Here is an 18015-nt window from a genome sequence, read left to right on the forward strand (position 1 = left end):
CAAGACCCGCCCTATTGGCATTCCGCAAGGCGGGCCACGGCCCGCCCTACGCAAGGGTGTCCATTATCTCAATACTTCTGCTTCACCCGCTTCGCCGGCTGTCCACGCGGCGGCAAAGGCTTTGCACCACGCTCCTCGACCAGGCGGAAATCGATCTTCCGGTCCTCGACGCTCGCCTTCATCACGATGATGTCGACGCGGTCGCCAAGGCGGAATTCGCGACCGGTGCGCTCGCCGGACAGCGTCTTGCGGATCGCGTCGAAGTGGTAGAAATCGCTGGGCAGCTGGGTCACGTGGATCAGGCCGTTGACCTTGGAGTCGTCCAGCTCGACGAATAATCCGAAGCTGGTCACGCCACTGATCACGCCGGCGAACTGCCCGCCGACGTGCTGCTCCATCCACGCGGCGCGGTAGCGCTCGTCGACTTCGCGTTCGGCTTCGTCGGCGCGTCGCTCGCGCTCCGAACACTGCAGCGCCAACGCCGCCATCTCGTGCGGCGCATAGGCGAAGGCCTCGGGCTTCTTCCCGCTCAGCCCATGCTTGATCGCGCGATGCACCAGCAGGTCCGGATAGCGGCGGATCGGCGAGGTGAAGTGCGCGTACGCTTCCAGCGCCAGCCCGAAGTGGCCGACGTTGTCCGGCGAATACACCGCCAGCGACTGGCTGCGCAGCAATACCGACTCCAGCAACGTGGCATCGGGCCGCTCACGGATCTTCTTCAGCAGTGCGGTGAAATCGCGCGGCTCCACCTTCGCCCACGGCGGCATGCGCAGCGCGAACTCCTTCAGGAATTCCTGCAGGTCCGCGTACTTCGCTTCCGGCGGGCGCTCGTGGATGCGGTACGGCGCGGGAATGTGGCGCGAGAGCAGGAACTTCGCGGCCTCGACATTCGCCGCGATCATGCATTCCTCGATCAGCTTGTGCGCATCGTTTCGCTGCAGCATGCCGGCCTGGACCACTTCGCCCTTGCTGCCAAGCACGAAGCGCACTTCCGACGATTCGAACTCGATCGCACCGCGCTGCGCACGCGCCTTGGCGAGGACGCGATAAAGCTGGTGAAGGTGCTCGACGTGCGGCAACACGGCGCTACCAATCTGCGTGCGCGCCTCGGCCTTCACGTCATCGGGCACGTCGCCGACCGCGTTCCACACCAGCGTGTAGGTGAGGCGCGCATGCGAATGCATCACCGCCTCGTAGAACTTCGACTGGGTTACTTCACCGTTCCGGTCCACCTGCATGTCGCAGACGAAGCACAGCCGGTCGACCTTCGGATTGAGCGAGCAGATGCCGTTGGACAGCGTCTCCGGCAGCATCGGCACGACGAAACCGGGAAAGTACACCGAGGTCGCGCGCGTCTGCGCTTCATCGTCCAGCGGAGCGCCGGGGCGCACGTAATTCGAGACATCGGCGATGGCGACGACAAGACGGAAGCCATCGCGATTGGGCTCGCAATAGACCGCGTCGTCGAAGTCCTTCGCGTCCTCGCCATCGATGGTGACCAGCGGCGTGCTGCGCAGGTCGACGCGGCCCGCGGCTTCGGCGGCGCTGACGGTGAGCGACACCGCGGACGCTTCGTCGAGCACAGGCTGCGGGAATTCATGCGGCAGGTCGTGCCCGTGGATCGCCGCCTGCACGGCCAGCGATGCGGTCAGGCGCTCGCCCAGCACGGTGAGCACGCGACCGATCGGCGGGCGCCAGGAATCCGGCGGCTGGGTTATTTCCGCGACGACGAGCTGGCCGTGCTTCGCGTCGCCGCGCGCGTCCGGCGGGATCTGCACGTTGCGCTGGATGCGGCGGTCGTCGGGGACGACATAGCTGATGCCGGATTCGACTTCGAAGCGGCCGATCAGGCGGGTGAGTCGCCGCTCCAGCACTTCGACGATCGCGCCTTCGCGGCGGCCACGACGGTCCACGCCAGTGACGCTGGCCAGCACGCGGTCGCCATGCATCGCCTTGCGCATCTCCGCGGGCGGCAGGAACAGGTCGTCGCCACCGGCCTCGGTGCGCAGGAAGCCGAATCCGTCCGGATTGGCGATCACGGTGCCGGCCACCAAATCCAGGCGCTGCGTCGGGGCGAATTCGCCACGCCGGTTCAGCAGCAGCTGGCCCTCGCGCACCATCGCCGCGAGGCGCTTGTTCAGCGCGTCGAAACGGTCCGGCGCGGCAAGGTCGAGCTTTTGTGCGAGTGCATCGGCCGCCAACGGGCCGTCGCCCAGCAGGCGCAGGATCAGTTCCCGGCTGGCGATGGGTTGTTCGTAACGGTTGGCTTCGCGCTCGGCATGGGGATCGTTCAGATCACCGGGCGTAGTCGCTGGGACGCGATACGGGATCCGCTGGGTGGGGGCATGCCCCGGGCCGCGTGAACCCTGCGCGGGCCGCGGACTTCCGCCCCCCCGGGCCGACCGCGGTGCGGGCTCGGGCATCCATCCGGGCAACTTGGCAGACGTCCCCGCCGATTTCGCCGCCTTGCCGGCCCCTTTACCTGCCGGCCCCTTGCCGCTCTGTCCCGCGCCTTTCGCTGTCCGCGACGGGGCGGATTCGCCCGGTCGTCGCGACCCCTTGCTGCCCTTGGAGGTCTTCTTCATCAGGACATGGTCGCATGTCGCGGCGACAAGTCACGTAGAACCGTCGGCCGCCGGGATGCGGGCGGTCTCGACGGTTTGCGGGGCACATGCCCTGAACAAGACGCCTGAAACCAACCTTCCGAACCATGTCCAGGACGCACCTGCCCGAACACCTGCCAACCTTCGAACGCGAACCGAAAATATATTTGACAATCCTGCCGACGCACCGCAACATACGCGGCCTCGCAGGGGGCCTTCCTCACGGAAAGCAACCGCGCGATGCCCAGGTGGCGGAATTGGTAGACGCACTAGTTTCAGGTACTAGCGGGTAAAACCGTGGAGGTTCGAGTCCTCTCCTGGGCACCAACGATTTCATCAGAAAACCCCGCAGCGATGCGGGGTTTTTTGTTTTCGCGCGTGCTAGCTTGCGCGCTGTTCCCACGCGCCGTGATCGATCGAATGCGCCGACCCGCGCCTACGCAATTCGTGCTGGCTGTCGTCGTGTCCGCGACGATGGCGGCAGCGCTTGCGCAGGCACCGGGACGACCACCGCCGCCCCCGCCCGGCCATCCGCCACCGCGTCCGGGCGAGCCATTTTTTCCGCCGCCGCCTCCGCCACCGATGCCGCCCGAGGGCGAAGCAGCGCCGGAATTCCATGCAGCCGAGCCGATGCAATCCTCAGGCGCGACGACAGCAACCCCGCCCGCACCCAACACGCAGGTAGCGACGGACCCCACGCTCGACGACGCCCGCCGCGACCTCGTCCAGGCACGCGGCGGGGATCCCGACGTGCTCGCTGCAGCGCTGCAACACCTCGCTGGCGTACTGGACGAACGTGGGCGCACCGCCGAAGCACTGGTTCCGCTGCAGGAACTGATCACGCTTGCCGATGCCAACGACGACGAGCGCCTGGGCCAGCACGCCGCCACGCAACTGGCGACAGCCAGCGACAAGCTCGGTGACAGTGCCGGCGCCACTTTCTGGCGACAGCGCGCCGATGCCTACCGCGATCGCTTCACCAGCCGCCTGTTGCAGGTCAGGCCGCTGGAGGGCGCATCCACGCAAGCTGCTTCGACCGCGCCCGTCGGCAATAACCCTTCGCCGTCCAACACGGCAACCGTTGCGAGCTCCGCCGGACCGGCGACGGAATCCCTCCCGCGTTGGCCGTGGCTCATCGCGGCGCTGTGCAGCGTGCTGGGGTTCGCGTGGTGGCGTACGCGCCAGCACGCCGCGGAACTGGCGGCCGAAGCCGAGCACCTGCTGCGTACCCAGCAGCGCACGCACACCATCAATACGCGCCTGCAGGCCGAATCCGACCAGCTGCGCCGCCAGGCCGTGCAGGACACATTGACCGGTGCGCTCACGCGCCAAGCCTTCGCTTCCGGGCTGAAGGACCTGCTGCAGCATGCCAGCCACTACGGGCGACCGGTGGCGCTGCTGGTGCTGGATCTGGACCACTTCAAGCAGATCAACGACCAGCACGGCCACCTCGCCGGCGACGGTGCGTTGAAGATGGTCGTGGGCGTCGCCCGCGAGAACCTCACCAGCGGCGACCTGCTGGGCCGCTTCGGCGGCGACGAATTCCTGGTGGCCGCCATCGACCACGACGTGCCGCTGGCGCGCGAACTGGGCGAGTCCATCCGCCGCGCGGTGGCGCAACAGGCCAACGAGCAGAGTACGCTGGCGCAACTGGGCGTGAGCATCGGCATCGCCCACGCCACGCCCGACGCGGGTTACGACCTTGAACACCTGTTCCGTCGCGCCGACGCGGCCCTCTACGCCGCCAAGCGCGCCGGCCGCAACCGTGTCGCCATCGAAAGCGACAACGACGCGACACCTCCCGACCAGCCCGCGCTGCGTCAGCTGACTTCGTCCGAGGACAGCAACGCCGCAGGCACCGCCACTGTCTGACGCATCCAACCGCACAGAGCACGATGAACGAAACCGTACGCCCGGCCTTCCATGGCTTTGAACAGATCCCGCTGCGCGAATACGCCGAACGCGCCTACCTCGACTATTCGATGTACGTGGTCCTCGACCGCGCCCTGCCCTTCCTCGGCGACGGGCTCAAGCCGGTGCAGCGCCGCATCATCTATTCGATGAGCGAACTTGGCCTCAACGCCGCGTCCAAGCCGAAGAAATCGGCACGCACCGTCGGTGACGTGATCGGCAAGTACCACCCGCACGGCGACAGCGCCTGTTACGAGGCGATGGTGTTGATGGCGCAGCCATTCTCCTATCGCTATCCGTTGATCGAAGGCCAGGGCAACTTCGGTTCCAGCGACGATCCGAAATCGTTCGCCGCGATGCGCTACACCGAATCCAAACTGACGCCGATCGCCGAAGTACTGCTGGGCGAACTCGGCCAAGGCACGGTCGATTGGGATCCCAACTTCGACGGCACGCTGGAAGAACCCACGTGGATGCCGGCGCGCCTGCCGCACCTGCTGCTCAACGGCACCACCGGCATTGCCGTGGGCATGGCCACCGACGTGCCGCCGCACAACCTCAACGAAGTCGTCAGCGCCTGCGTGCGCCTGCTCGACGACCCGGACGCGACCACGCGCGACCTGTGCGAGCACATCCTCGGCCCGGACTACCCGACCCCCGCCGAGATCATCACGCCGCGCAGCGAACTGCTATCGATGTACGAGACCGGCCTTGGCAGCGTGCGCACACGCGGCGTGTTCCAGAAGGACGGCAACAACATCGTCATCACCGCGCTGCCGTACCAAGCCTCGCCGAGCAAGGTGATCGAACAGATCGCCGCGCAGATGCGCGCCAAGAAACTGCCGTGGCTGGAAGACATCCGCGACGAATCCGACCACGCCAACCCGACGCGCATCGTGCTGGTGCCGCGCTCGAACCGCGTGGATGCCGAACAGCTGATGGGCCACCTGTTCGCCACCACCGATCTCGAGAAGAGCTACCGCGTCAACCTCAACGTGATCGGCCTCGACGGCCGTCCGCAGGTCAAGGGACTCAAGGCGTTCCTCAGCGAATGGCTGCGCTTCCGCATCGACACGGTGACGCGTCGCCTCAAGCACCGCCTCGACAAAGTCGAGCGCCGCCTGCACCTGTTGGAAGGTTTGCTGATCGCGTTCCTCAACCTGGATGAGGTGATCCGCATCATCCGCACCGAGGACGAGCCCAAGGACGTGCTGATCGCGCGCTTCAAGCTGAGCGACGACCAGGCCGAATACATCCTCGAGACCAAGCTGAAGCAGCTCGCCCGCCTGGAGGAAATGAAAATCCGCGGCGAAGAGGCAGAACTCGAATCTGAACGCGACCGCATCATGGCCACGCTGGACAGCAAAGCCAAGCTAAAGAAGCTGGTGAAGGACGAACTGATCGCCGACGCGAAGAAGTTCGGCGACGCACGCCGTTCGCCGATGGTCGCGCGCGGCGCAGCGCAGGCGTTGTCGGAAACCGAACTGGTCGCCAGTGAGCCCATGACCATAGTCCTGAGCGAAAAGGGCTGGGTCCGCGCCGCCAAGGGCCACGACGTCGATGCGTCTTCGCTCAGCTACCGCGATGGCGATGGACTGCTGTTTGCAGTCAAGGGCCGCAGCACGCAACAGGTCGCCTTCCTGGATTCCACAGGCCGTTCGTATTCGACCGTGGCGCACACGCTGCCGTCGGCGCGCGGCAATGGCGAGCCACTCACCGGACGCTTTGCGCCGGCATCGGGGGCATCGTTCCAGGCGATTGCTTCCGGCGAGAACGACACCAAGTTCGTGCTGGCTTCGACGCATGGCTACGGCTTCGTCACCCGCTTCGAGAACCTCACCGGCCGCAACAAGGCCGGCAAGGCGATGCTTTCGCTGACACCCAATGCGAAGGTGCTGCAGCCTGCGCAGGTGGCGGCGGGCGACAACGATCGTGTCGTCGCGGTGACCAACGTCGGCCACCTGCTCGCGTTCCCGTTGTCGGAATTGCCGGAGCTCGACAAGGGCAAGGGCAACAAGCTGATCGACATCCCGAAGGCGAAGCTCGGCACCGAGCGCGTCGTCGCGGTGGCGGTCGTGGCAGCCGGTTCGACGCTGGTGGTGAAGTCCGGCTCACGCACGATGTCGCTGTCGTTCAAGGACCTCGACGCGTACGTGGGCGCTCGCGCGACGCGCGGCGGCCTGTTGCCGCGTGGCTGGCAGAAGGTCGAGGGACTGTCCGTCGAGTAGCGCCGATTTACGGCAACGATCCGCAGCACGATCCGCAGCAACGCACGCGCGTTGCGTTGCATGCGACAGCGTCGAACGCACCAGGCGTCGGCGCCTAGATTTCAGGTCACGGCGCGGAAGCGCAGCCCGACGCCAGGCTCGGTGGCGATCCAGCGCGGCGATGCCGCATCGTCACCGAGCTTCTGTCGCAGTTTCGCCACCAGGATGCGCAGGTAATGCGTGTCCTGCTGGTGAGTCGGCCCCCAGACTTCGCGCAGAAGCTGCGGCTGGGTGACCACGCGTCCGGCGTGGCGCACCAGCAGTGCAAGCAGTGCATATTCCTTGCGCGACAACGCCAGCCCAACCCCGTCCAGCGCCACTTCGCGGCGAGCCAGGTCGACGCGCAGGCGACCGTCGTCGTACACGGGCGGCACGTCGCCTTCCGGGGTCGCATGGGCGCGCAGCAGCGCACGCACGCGCGCCATCAGCTCCTGTACGCCGAACGGCTTGGTGACGTAGTCGTTGGCGCCCGCATCCAGCGCCGCGACCTTGCCTGACTCGTCGGCCCGCACGGTGAGCACGATTACCGGCACCTGCGACCATCCGCGGATGTCGCCCAGCACCGCATGGCCGTCGCGATCGGGAAGTCCCAGGTCGAGGATCACAAGGTCCGCGCCATCGCTCGCGAGTGCGTCCAGTCCGGCTTGCGCAGTGTCGGCCAATGCGACGCGGTAGCCCTGTGCTCGAAGGGAGATGTCCAGGAAGCGGCGGATCTGGGATTCGTCATCAATGACGAGGATGCGCGCCGCAAGCGATGTGGCATGGGTTGCAGGATCGCGTGCTGCAGGATCACTCATGCGTCACCTCCGGTCGGTGGACGCAGCAGCGGTATGGTGATGCGGATCATAGTGCCCTGATCGCCCTCGCCCGCCAGCGCCTCGACGCTGCCACCGTGCGCGCCGATCATGCCCATGCAGATCGCCAGGCCCAGGCCCGTGCCGTTGCGTCCCCGGTCGCGGCGTTCAACGCTGTAGAACATCTCGAAGATGCGCTTGCGCTCATCCGGCGGAATGCCCGGACCACGGTCGCTGACGTCGATCTGGAGGCATTCGTCCTGCGGTGCGATGCCGGGGATGCGGCGCGCATCGACGACCACCGCCTCACCCGGCGGCGAGAACTTCACCGCGTTCTCGATCACATTGAACAGCGCCTGCTCGACCAGCGCCGGATGCACCCAGATCGGTCCGATCGCGTCATCGACGATTACCTGGAATCGCGCAGCAGGGGCATACCGCTGCAGCCGCGCGATGACCGAGCCCGCCAGTTCGTCGACGCCGATCCAGTCGCGCCGCAAGGTCATCCCACCCTGCCCCAGACGGGTCATGTCGAGCAGGTTCTGGATGTAGCGGTCGAGCCGCTGGCCTTCCTCGCGCACGGTGTCGAGCAGGCTGCGGCGATCAGCCTCGCTCATCGCCGTGCCATAACTGTCCAGCGTCTCGGCGGCGCCAATAATCCCGGCCAGCGGCGTACGCAGGTCGTGCGACACCGATGACAGGAGCGCGCTGCGCAGGCGCTCGGTCTCGCTCGCGACGCGTTCGGATTGCAGGTCGGCCACCAGTCGCGTACGCAGCAATGCCTGCGCGATGTCGTCGGCCATCGTGCGCGCCAGCTGGCGTTGTCCTTCATCGAGCGACTGCGTCGTCGCGGCGAGCTTCATGCCAATCACGCCCAGCTCCTGTCGCGGCGCACGCAACGGCAGGAACCACCAGCCGAATTCCTCGACGGTCTCCGCATGCCGATCATCCGCCACGCGCCGCAGCACGTTCTGCGACGACGGGTCGATGCCGGCTTCACGGCCACCCAGTCGCACCCAGACATCCGCACCGAGCCCCGCGCGGAACACGTCGCTTGCGGCGTCCAGGACATCGCTTTCGCTGGCGGCGACGGTCAACCGCTGGGCCAGCTCCTGCCGCGCAGCCGCATGCCGCCCCGCGACGCGCAACGCCTGCACCTGCATCGCCAACTGCGACGCCATGCGTCCCGCCAGCAGCGCCGCCGCAAGGAACAGTGCCACCGTGGCCACGCCGTGGTGCGCGCTAATGTAGAACGTGTAGCGCGGCTCGATGAAGAAATAGTTGTAGCCGAGGAAGCACAACACCGCCGTCACCACCGCAGGCCCGGTGTGCGTGCGCGAAGCCACGGCCATCACCGCGAGCATGAACACCAGCGACAGGTCGTCCAGGCCGACCCACCGCTCTGCGATGGCGGCGGCGATGACGGCCAGCATCGAACCGAGCAGCGCCAACAGATAGCCCACAGTGCTGCCCGCCGCGCGCATGGACGTTGGGGAAACCGGCTCCGGGCTCGAGTTCGTCGTTGGCATCGCGCCGGCATTGTCGCGCAACCCGCGCAGCCGTGGGTGCGACACGCGGTGAAGATCCCGGGAGGGCGAGGGAATTTACGCGGAATTTACGCGTGCAGCGGCTTCCGTGCCTTCTGCGTTTATGCCTCGCAGGCGAACACTACGCATCGATTTCCACGCGGCCTTGCCATGAACACTGCCACTGCTCCTGCCGGCTCCACTCCCGCCTCCCACGGCACGGCGTCCTTCGGCGCGCTGACACTGGGCGCCATCGGTGTCGTCTTCGGCGACATCGGCACCAGTCCGCTCTACACGATCAAGGAAGCATTCTCGCCGCACTACGGGCTGACGCCGGACCATGCGACCGTGCTGGGCATCCTGTCACTCGTGTTCTGGTCGCTGGTGGTGGTGATCACGGTGAAGTACGTCGCCGTGATCATGCGGGCCGACAACGAGGGCGAAGGCGGGATCATGGCCCTGACCGCACTCGCACAGCGCACGCTGCCGAATGCGTCCCGTTCGGCCTACATCATCGGCATCCTCGGCGTGTTCGGCGCCGCGTTGTTCTTCGGCGATGGTGTACTGACGCCAGCGATCTCCGTGCTGTCGGCGGTCGAAGGCCTGGAGATCGCCACACCCGCGTTGCACAGCTGGATCCTGCCACTGACGATCGGCGTGCTGGTGGTGCTGTTCGCCACGCAGCGCCTCGGCACCGACCTGGTGGGCAAGGCATTCGGCCCGGTGATCGTGCTGTGGTTCCTGGCCCTGGCGGCCATTGGCGCGCACAACATCGCCGGCAACCCGGAGGTGCTGCATGCGCTCAATCCGATGTGGGGACTGCGTTTCTTCCTCGACCACGGCTGGCACGGCATCTTCATCCTCGGCGCGGTAGTGCTTGCTGTCACCGGTGGCGAAGCGCTGTACGCCGACATGGGGCACTTCGGCCGTCGACCGATCCAGTACGCGTGGAATTTCCTGGTGCTGCCTTCGCTGACCATCAACTATCTCGGTCAGGGTGCGCTGCTGCTGTCCGATGCCGCAGCGGTGAGCAATCCGTTCTATCTGGGCCTGCCCACGTGGGCGCTGTACCCGATGGTCGGCCTGGCCACCGCGGCGACGGTGATCGCCTCGCAGGCGGTGATCAGCGGCGCGTATTCGGCCACGCGCCAGGCCATCCAGCTGGGCTACCTGCCGCGCATGGCGATCCGCCATACCTCGCGCCTCACCATCGGCCAGATCTACATTCCCGCGATCAACTGGATCCTGATGGCCGGCACGATAGCGACGGTGATCGGCTTCGGCAGTTCAACCGCGTTGGCGACGGCCTATGGTGTCTCCGTCACCGGCACCATGCTGATCACCAGCGTGATCCTGATCGTGGCGATGCGCGCGAGCTCGAAGGTCCCGCCCATGCTGTTCTGGCCGCTGGCGACGCTGTTCGTGCTGGTCGATGTCGCCTTCCTGTTCGCCAACCTGGTCAAGTTCATGGACGGCGCGTGGTTCCCGATCCTGCTCGGCGTGGTGGTGTTCACCGTGTTGCGGACCTGGGGACGCGGTCGGCAGCTGCTGCGAGCGGAGATCCTCAAGGATGGCATTCGCCTCGACACGTTCCTGCCCGGCCTGATGCTCGCACCGCCGGTACGCGTCCCGGGCACCGCGGTATTCCTGACCGCGCAGACCGGCATCGCACCGAAGGCGTTGCTGCACAACCTCAAGCACAACAAGGTGCTGCATGAACGCAACGTGCTGCTGACCGTGGAGACGAGGGCGGTTCCGTTCGTCGCAGCGGCCGATCGCCTGCGCATCGAAACCATCGGCAACGACTTCCATCGCGCGACGATCCGCTATGGCTTCATGGAAAGCCCCGACGTGCCGCTGGCGCTGATGCGCTGCGGCGACGACAGCGGTCTGTGCTTCGATCCGATGGAGACGACCTACTTCGCCAGCCGCGAGAGCATCGTGGCCACCCGCAAGCGTGGCATGCCGCTCTGGCGCGACCACCTGTTCGGTTTCATGCACCGCAATGCCGCGCCGGCAACGGATTTCTTCCGCATTCCCACTACGCGACTGGTGGAGCTGGGAGCGCCGGTGGAGATCTGATTGTGCGATATGTCCCACACTAACCCTCCCCCGCGCTTGCGGGGGAGAGAGCCCAGTTGCAGGGCCGGCACTGGCAACTCTTCCCCGTTGGCGGGGGAAAGGCTGGGGTGCAGGAACCGGGTGCCGTCACCCCAGTGCCGCCTCATGCACGCCCGTCACCGCCCGACCCGACGGATCGGCCGCGTTCGCGAACGCCGCATCCCACGCGATCGCTGCCGGCGAAGAACACGCGATCGACTTCCCGCCCGGCACCGACTGCGCGCACGCCACTCCCGGATAGAACTGCTCGAAGATGTGCCGATACAGGTACGCCTCCTTCGTCTGCGGCGGGTTGACCGGAAAACGGCTCGCCGAAGCGGCGAAGACGCGATCGCTGATCTGCGCCTGCGCATGCGCCTTCAAGCCGTCGATCCAGCCGTAGCCGACGCCGTCGCTGAACTGCTCCTTCTGCCGCCACAGGATTGAATCGGGCAGGTAGCCCTCGAACGCCTCGCGCAGGATCGCCTTCTCGATGGGCTTCACACCACCGGGTGCGGGCCGCGCCATCTTGAACGTCGCATCCATGCGCATCGCCACGTCGAGGAATTCGACATCCAGGAACGGCACGCGCGGTTCCACGCCCCAGGCCATCATCGACTTGTTGGCACGCAGGCAATCGTAGTTGTGGAGCGCGTCGAGCTTGCGGATCGTCTCATCATGGAATTCACGCGCATCGGGCGCCTTGTGGAAATAGAGGTAGCCGCCGAACACCTCGTCACTGCCTTCGCCCGAGAGCACCATCTTCACGCCCATCGCCTTGATCCGCCGCGCCAGCAGGAACATCGGGGTGGATGCGCGGATCGTTGTGACGTCATACGTCTCGATGTGGCGGATCACTTCCGGTAACGCGTCCAGGCCTTCCTCGAAGGTGTAGGTGAAGCCGTGGTGCACCGTGCCCAGCGCTTCGGCAGCGACCTTCGCGGCGGCGAGGTCCGGCGATCCGTCCAGCCCGATCGCGAAGGAATGCAGGCGCGGCCACCACGCTTCCGACGTGTCGTCCTCCTCCACGCGACGGCGCGCGTAACGCGCGGCGACCGCGGCCACCAGCGAGGAATCCAGCCCGCCCGACAACAGCACGCCGTAGGGCACGTCGGTCATCAGCTGGCGATGCACGGCGCGCTCGAGGGCTTCGCGCAGCTCCTGCTTCGCCACTTCCACGCCCTGCGTCGCCGCATAGTCGCGCCAGGGCTTGACGTAGTAGCGAACCAATTCCCCGCGCGCGCTGTCGAAATAGTGGCCAGGCGGAAACTGCGCGACATCCGCGCAGACATCGGCCAGCGCCTTCATCTCCGAGGCCACGCACAGGCGGCCATCGCGGTCGTGCCCCCAATACAGCGGACACACGCCGAGGGGATCGCGGGCGATCAGGTAGCGTTGCTTCGCGCGATCCCATAGCGCGAACGCAAAGATGCCGTTGAGCGCGTTGAGCCACGTGGCGATGTCGCCGTCGTCGCGATGCAGCGCGTTGATCACCTCGCAGTCGGAACCGGTCTGGAAGGCGTAGGGCTGCGCGAGCCGTTTCTCCAGCTCGCGGTGGTTGTAGATCTCGCCGTTGACCGCCAGCACCAGTTCGCCGTCGCCCGAGCGCAGCGGCTGCGAGCCACCAGCGGGATCGACGATGGCCAGGCGCTCGTGGACGAGGATGGCGCCGTCGTCCAGGTACACGCCGCTCCAGTCCGGGCCGCGATGGCGTTGGCGTTGCGAAAGCTCGAGCGCGCGACGGCGCAGGGCGTGGATGTCGTCGCCGGCCTGCAGGCCGAAGATGCCGAGGATGGAACACATGGGAGGTCTCCTGGTGGTGGTCTGGAACTTTTTCGTGGACGAAAACGACGAAGCCCGCGCTGTTGGCGCGGGCTTCGTGAGCGATTGAGCGGTAAGTAACGCGCGCTAATCGCCGGCCCGCGGAAGGCTGGCGTTATTGCGGTTGTTATTGACGTGCTGGATGAGGCCCGCGCCGGCCACGGGCAGGCGGCCGCGGAGCGCGGCGCAGGTCTGCTGGAAGGTGGCGAAGACGGAGGCCATCAGTCGATCCTGCTGCACGCCGGGGTGGTTTGGCAAGTCACCCGATGGAATGAGGCGTACTTCCCACCAAGCGAGCGAAAACACTGGCCACGCCGGCCGGGACAAGGTCTAAGCTGGGATCAGCGGCCACCCACGGGGAGCGGTGGCCTGGGGGAGACGGACATGGCGACGAGGACTTCCAGGGGGCGGCTGGGCAGGTGGTTGAGACGCGGCGTGCTGGCGGTGCTGGCCCTGCTGCTGTTGCTGGCATTGACGGCGTGGTGGCTGATGCACGGCAGCCTCGCCCGGCTCGATGGCGAATTGGCGCTGGATGGACTCCGCGCGCCCGTCACCATCCAGCGCGACAAGCTGGGCGTGGTCACCATCCAGGCCGAAAACGAGATCGATGCGATGCGCGCGCTCGGCTACGTGCACGCGCAGGAACGCTACTTCGAAATGGACCTGTTGCGGCGCTCCGGCGCAGGCGAGTTGTCCGAACTGTTCGGACCGATCGCCGTCGACCTGGACAAGCTGCATCGCGTCCACCGCTTCCGCGCCCGCGTCGACGCCGACCTGAAGAAGATCGTCGGCGATCGTGGCGCACAGATGCAGGCCTACGTGGACGGCGTGAACGCGGGGCTGTTCGCGCTCAAGGTGCGGCCGTGGCCCTATCTCCTGCTGCGCACCGAACCACAGCCGTGGAAGATCAGCGACTCGGCGCTGGTGGCCTACGCGATGTATTTCGACCTGCAGGACGACCGCAACGCGCGCGAACTGGCGTTGTGGCGCATGCAGTCGCACCTGCCCGCGCCGCTGATGCAGCTGCTACGCCATGGCGGCACGCGCTGGGATGCCCCGTTGACCGGTGGTCCGATCGGCGACGCCGTCCTGCCCGGCGCCGATGTGGTCGACCTGCGCAACCTGCCGCATCCGAAAACCCTCGGCGATGCCGCGCCAACGCCGCGCGTGATCGGCAGCAATAACTTCGCCGTGTCTGGTGAAGTCACGCGCGATGGCCGCGCGATAGTCGCCGACGACATGCACCTGGGCCTGCGCGCGCCGAACATCTGGTTCCGCGCGCAGTTGCGCTACGCCGATCCCGGCGCGCCGGGTGGTCGCGTGGACATGGGCGGCTTCACCCTGCCCGGCCTGCCCTTCGTGGTGGTTGGTAGCACCGGCCACGTCGCGTGGGCGTACACCAACAGCTACATCGATACCGCCGACTGGGCGCTGCAGCGCGTGTGCGATGCGAAGGCACCCGCGAGTGCCACGGCGGCCGGTTGCGAAAAAGTCAGCCACCACACCGAGTTGATCGCGGTGGCCGGCGCGCCGGCGGAAACCTTCGACATCGAAGAGACACGCTGGGGCCCGATCCTGTCGCACGAACCCGATGGCCGCGTGCTGGCACTGCGCTGGGTCGCGCACCTGCCGGGCTCGCTCAACTTCAACCTCGGCGCGATCACCCACGCCACGACGGTCGCCGAAGCCGTGGACGTCGCGCGCAACGTCGCCATCCCCACGCAGAACATGCTGATCGCCGACAGCCACGGCGCGATCGGCTGGCGCTGGCTGGGTCCGATCGCGATGCGCGGCGCAGGTTGCGATGGTTCCGTGCCGGTTAGCGTGGATGCCGCTCCTTCAGCCGAAGTACCGGGCTGCAAGCCGTGGGCGGTGAGTTCGTCGGCGGCACCATTGCTCATGCCGACGCGAGGACGTTTGTGGACCGGCAACAACCGCGTCGTAAGCGGCGACACGCTGCGACTGGCCGGCGACGGCGGCTCCACGCTGGGCGCACGCGCCGCGCAGATCCGCGACGATCTCTTCGCGAAGCAGCAACTGGGCGAACGCGACCTGCTGACGATCCAGCTCGACGACCGCGCGCTGTTCCTGGCACCGTGGTGGCAGTTGCTGCGCGACACGGCGACGCGGGCGAAATTGCCAGCGCTCACCGCGCTGTCCGGTGCCGCCGCGAAATGGGAAGGTCGCGCGAGCACGGAGTCGGTCAGCTATCGACTGGTGCGCCTGTGGCGCACGGCCGTACAGGCGCGCGTGCTGGATGGACTCACCGGCCCGGCGCAGGTGGCGATGGGCAAGGACTTCGTGATGCCCGGGTTGCAGCAACAGGAAGGCTTCGTCTGGCCGATGGTCACGCAGCGACCCATCAACCTGCTGTCGCCGCGTTTCAAGGACTGGGACGCACTGTTCGAAGACGCGGCGAAGCAGGTTCAAGCCGACCTGCAGGCGAAAGGACCGCTGGCGCAGCGCACCTGGGGCGAACAGAACACCGCGCACATATGCCATCCGCTGGCCGCCGCGTTGCCGGGCTTCGCGCGCGGCGCGCTGTGCATGCCGTTCGAACAGTTACCCGGCGACGTGGCGATGCCGCGCGTGCAACAACCGGACTTCGGTGCTTCCGAACGCATGGTGGTGTCGCCCGGTCATGAAGCCGAGGGCTACATCCACATGCCCGGCGGCCAGAGCGGCAACCCACTGTCGCCGTTCTGGGGCGCGGGCCACGATGACTGGGTGCATGGCAGGCCGACGCCGTTCCTGCCGGGTGAGGCGACACACACGCTGCGGATGCGACCCGCCCACGGCGAAAATTAGGGGCGACACGGATGAATGCCGCGCGGGCGGCCGACGATGGCGAACGACCGTAGCGTGGCTGCGATGCCGTCCAGCAGATGGCATCGCCGACCTCATAGCTGCTGCATGGGAGTGGTGACTAGAGCGGGTCTTGATCCGCCGCCCCCGATTCCGATCAACGCAACCGAAGCGAACGAGAGATTGGCCGAGCAACGAAACGGCGGGTCGAGACCCGCCCTACGCCAACAATCGTTCGATCAGTTGCAGGTACAAGTCGGGCAACGCCTCCAGGTCTGCGACCGAGACATGCTCGTTGACCTTGTGGATGCTCGCATTGACCGGGCCGATCTCGATGCACTGCGCACCCAGCGGCGCGATGAATCGTGCGTCGGAGGTGCCACCGCCGGTACTCTCTTCCGGTGCGGCACCGGCGAACCTGGCCAGCACTTCACGTGCGGCCGCACGCAGCGGACCTTCGGGTGTGTGGAAGGGTTCGCCGCCGCGATGCCAGTGCACGGCGTATTCGAGCCCATGCTGCTTGAGCACGGCCTCGCACTGCTCTTCCAGTTGCGCCGCGCGCCAGTTCGGGTTGTAGCGCAGGTTGAACAGCACTTTCAGTTCACCGGGGATGACGTTGTTCGCACCGGTGCCGGCATTGATGTTGCTGATCTGGAAACTGGTCGGCGGGAAAGTTTCGTAACCGTGGTCCCAGCGACGCGCGGCAAGTTCGGCCAGCGCGGGCATCGCCTGGTGGATGGGGTTGCGGGCTTTTTCCGGATACGCGACGTGACCCTGGATACCGCGCACGGCCAGCGTCGCCGACAGCGTGCCGCGTCGTCCCACGCGCAGCAGGTCGCCGAGCTTCGCCGTCGAGGAAGGCTCGCCGGTGACGCACCAATCGATGCGCTCGCCGCGCTCGCGGAACAGGTCGGCCACGCGGCGCACGCCGTCGATGGCATCGCCTTCCTCGTCTGAGGTCAGCAACAATGCAACGCGGCCGCGATGCTTGGGATGCGCGGCGACAAAGCGCTCCAGCGCGATGACGAACGCCGCAACGCTGCCCTTCATGTCCGCAGCGCCGCGCCCGTACAGCACGCCATCGCGGACTTCAGGCACGAAGGGATCGCTGTCCCACGCATCGCGCGAGCCTGGCGGTACCACGTCGGTGTGGCCCAGCAGCACCAGCGTGGGCTCGCCCTGGCCGTGCGTCGCCCAGAGATTGTCCACCTCGCCGAAGCGCAGGTGCTCGCACCAGAACCCGGCGTGCTTCAGCCGCTGTGCGATGAGCTGCTGGCAACCCGCGTCGTCGGTGGTGATCGACGGTCGCAGGATCAGTTCCTTGGTGAGGTTGAGGACTTCGCTCATCGCCGTTTCGTTCACTTTCCGACCCCGAACCGCAGCTTGAAGGCGTTGTCGCTGAAGCCCTGCGTGACAGCGCCATCGTCGGTCACGACCACGGGGCGGCGGATCAGCTGCGGATACTCCTTCAGCAGCAACTTCCACTCGGCGTCAGAACCGGGAGCCTTGCGGTTTTCCGGCAACGTGCGCCAGGTGGTCGAGGACTTGTTGATCATCGCGTCCCAGCCGCCGAGCGCATCGCGCCATTCGAGCTGCGTCTCCGGCGCCTGCCGGTTATCGCGATAGTCGACAAAGACATGCGCGACACCGAAGCGGTCGAGCCACTTGCGTGCCTTCTTGCAGGTGTCGCAGTTGTTGAGGCCGTAAAGCGTGGTCACGAAAAACCTCAGGCGTGGTTGCGAGCCCGGTCGACGCGCTGGATCAGCGCCTCGGCAACGGGATTGCGGGCAAACGGATTGAGCTGGAACGTCGACTTCGGGATGAACACGATCTCGTCGCCGAGTTTGTCCGGAGTGCGCAGGCGCAGGGTGATGCGTCGTGGATTGGTGAACTGGCTCATCGCCACGTTCATCACGTTGGCGAGCTGCACGCGCTCCTCCACCCCGCCCTTGCGCACGATCAGGAAGGCGCCACCATCACGAACTTCATCCGCAAGATTCCAGAACAGCATGCGGAACAACACCAGTCCAATCGCGAGCATCGCGATCGGCTGGATGATGAACACTGGATTCTGCCGCCAGGCGCCAGTCGTGAATCCAATCACCAGGAACAACCCGATGAAGCCTATCCACAGCATCGGAAACAGCCGCTTGATGAAGAATGTCTGCCCGGAGGAAATCTGTTCCAT

General features: G+C 66.5%; 11 protein-coding genes, 1 tRNA gene and 1 pseudogene. 5 read left to right on the plus strand and 8 right to left on the minus strand.

All coding sequences use genetic code 11. The features are described 5' to 3' along the window. Positions 1 to 68: 68 nt before the first annotated feature. Positions 69 to 2585: a ribonuclease R gene (gene rnr, locus ACYVD7_RS10125; RefSeq protein ID WP_460762466.1), complete on the minus strand. Its 2517-nt coding sequence runs from the start codon at positions 2583 to 2585 to the stop codon at positions 69 to 71. 260 nt (positions 2586 to 2845) lie between these two features. On the opposite strand from rnr, the gene ACYVD7_RS10130 reads away from it, so the two are divergent. From ACYVD7_RS10130 to parC, 3 genes are all read left to right on the plus strand, one after another. Continuing rightward, a tRNA-Leu gene (locus ACYVD7_RS10130) sits at positions 2846 to 2930 on the plus strand. Between the two features lie 303 nt (positions 2931 to 3233). Continuing rightward, on the plus strand, positions 3234 to 4475 hold the full coding sequence (locus ACYVD7_RS10135) for a GGDEF domain-containing protein (protein WP_460762469.1): 1242 nt from the start codon (positions 3234 to 3236) through the stop codon (positions 4473 to 4475). A gap of 23 nt (positions 4476 to 4498) precedes the next feature. After that, on the plus strand, positions 4499 to 6742 hold the full coding sequence (gene parC, locus ACYVD7_RS10140) for a DNA topoisomerase IV subunit A (protein ID WP_460762472.1): 2244 nt from the start codon (positions 4499 to 4501) through the stop codon (positions 6740 to 6742). A 101-nt stretch (positions 6743 to 6843) separates the two neighbouring features. On the opposite strand, the gene ACYVD7_RS10145 is transcribed toward parC, so the two are convergent. Beyond that, positions 6844 to 7578, minus strand: a complete 735-nt coding sequence (locus ACYVD7_RS10145; RefSeq protein WP_460762475.1) for a response regulator — start codon at positions 7576 to 7578, stop codon at positions 6844 to 6846. Further along, positions 7575 to 9029 (minus strand): annotated as a pseudogene (locus tag ACYVD7_RS10150) (sensor histidine kinase); the annotation flags it as partial. The pseudogene ACYVD7_RS10150 and the gene ACYVD7_RS10145, both read right to left, overlap by 4 nt. A 243-nt stretch (positions 9030 to 9272) precedes the next feature. Between ACYVD7_RS10150 and ACYVD7_RS10155 the strand changes: the two are divergent. Beyond that, positions 9273 to 11183 (plus strand): potassium transporter Kup, encoded by a 1911-nt coding sequence (locus ACYVD7_RS10155; protein WP_460762478.1) that lies wholly within the window; start codon positions 9273 to 9275, stop codon positions 11181 to 11183. Between the two features lie 126 nt (positions 11184 to 11309). Here ACYVD7_RS10155 and asnB read toward each other — a convergent pair whose 3' ends face one another. Together asnB and ACYVD7_RS10165 are read right to left on the minus strand one after the other, a co-directional pair. Further along, positions 11310 to 13004: an asparagine synthase B gene (asnB, locus tag ACYVD7_RS10160; protein ID WP_460762481.1), complete on the minus strand. Its 1695-nt coding sequence runs from the start codon at positions 13002 to 13004 to the stop codon at positions 11310 to 11312. A gap of 105 nt (positions 13005 to 13109) precedes the next feature. After that, positions 13110 to 13244, minus strand: coding sequence for a hypothetical protein (locus ACYVD7_RS10165; RefSeq protein WP_460762484.1), 135 nt, complete (start codon positions 13242 to 13244; stop codon positions 13110 to 13112). A 162-nt stretch (positions 13245 to 13406) separates the two neighbouring features. Between ACYVD7_RS10165 and ACYVD7_RS10170 the strand changes: the two genes are divergently transcribed. Then, entirely contained in the window at positions 13407 to 15830 is a 2424-nt protein-coding gene (locus ACYVD7_RS10170) for a penicillin acylase family protein (protein WP_460762486.1), read from the plus strand. A gap of 216 nt (positions 15831 to 16046) precedes the next feature. On the opposite strand, the gene dapE is transcribed toward ACYVD7_RS10170, so the two are convergent. The 3 genes from dapE to ACYVD7_RS10185 are packed head-to-tail and all read right to left on the minus strand — an operon-like array spanning position 16047 to position 18015. Next, positions 16047 to 17174: a succinyl-diaminopimelate desuccinylase gene (gene dapE / locus ACYVD7_RS10175; RefSeq protein WP_460762489.1), complete on the minus strand. Its 1128-nt coding sequence runs from the start codon at positions 17172 to 17174 to the stop codon at positions 16047 to 16049. Between the two features lie 11 nt (positions 17175 to 17185). Further along, a complete protein-coding gene (locus ACYVD7_RS10180; RefSeq protein WP_460762492.1) occupies positions 17186 to 17545 on the minus strand; it encodes a Spx/MgsR family RNA polymerase-binding regulatory protein in 360 nt (119 codons plus the stop codon). 8 nt (positions 17546 to 17553) lie between these two features. Beyond that, on the minus strand, positions 17554 to 18015 hold the full coding sequence (locus tag ACYVD7_RS10185; protein WP_460762494.1) for a hypothetical protein: 462 nt from the start codon (positions 18013 to 18015) through the stop codon (positions 17554 to 17556).

This window comes from Lysobacter fragariae, assembly GCF_054779775.1.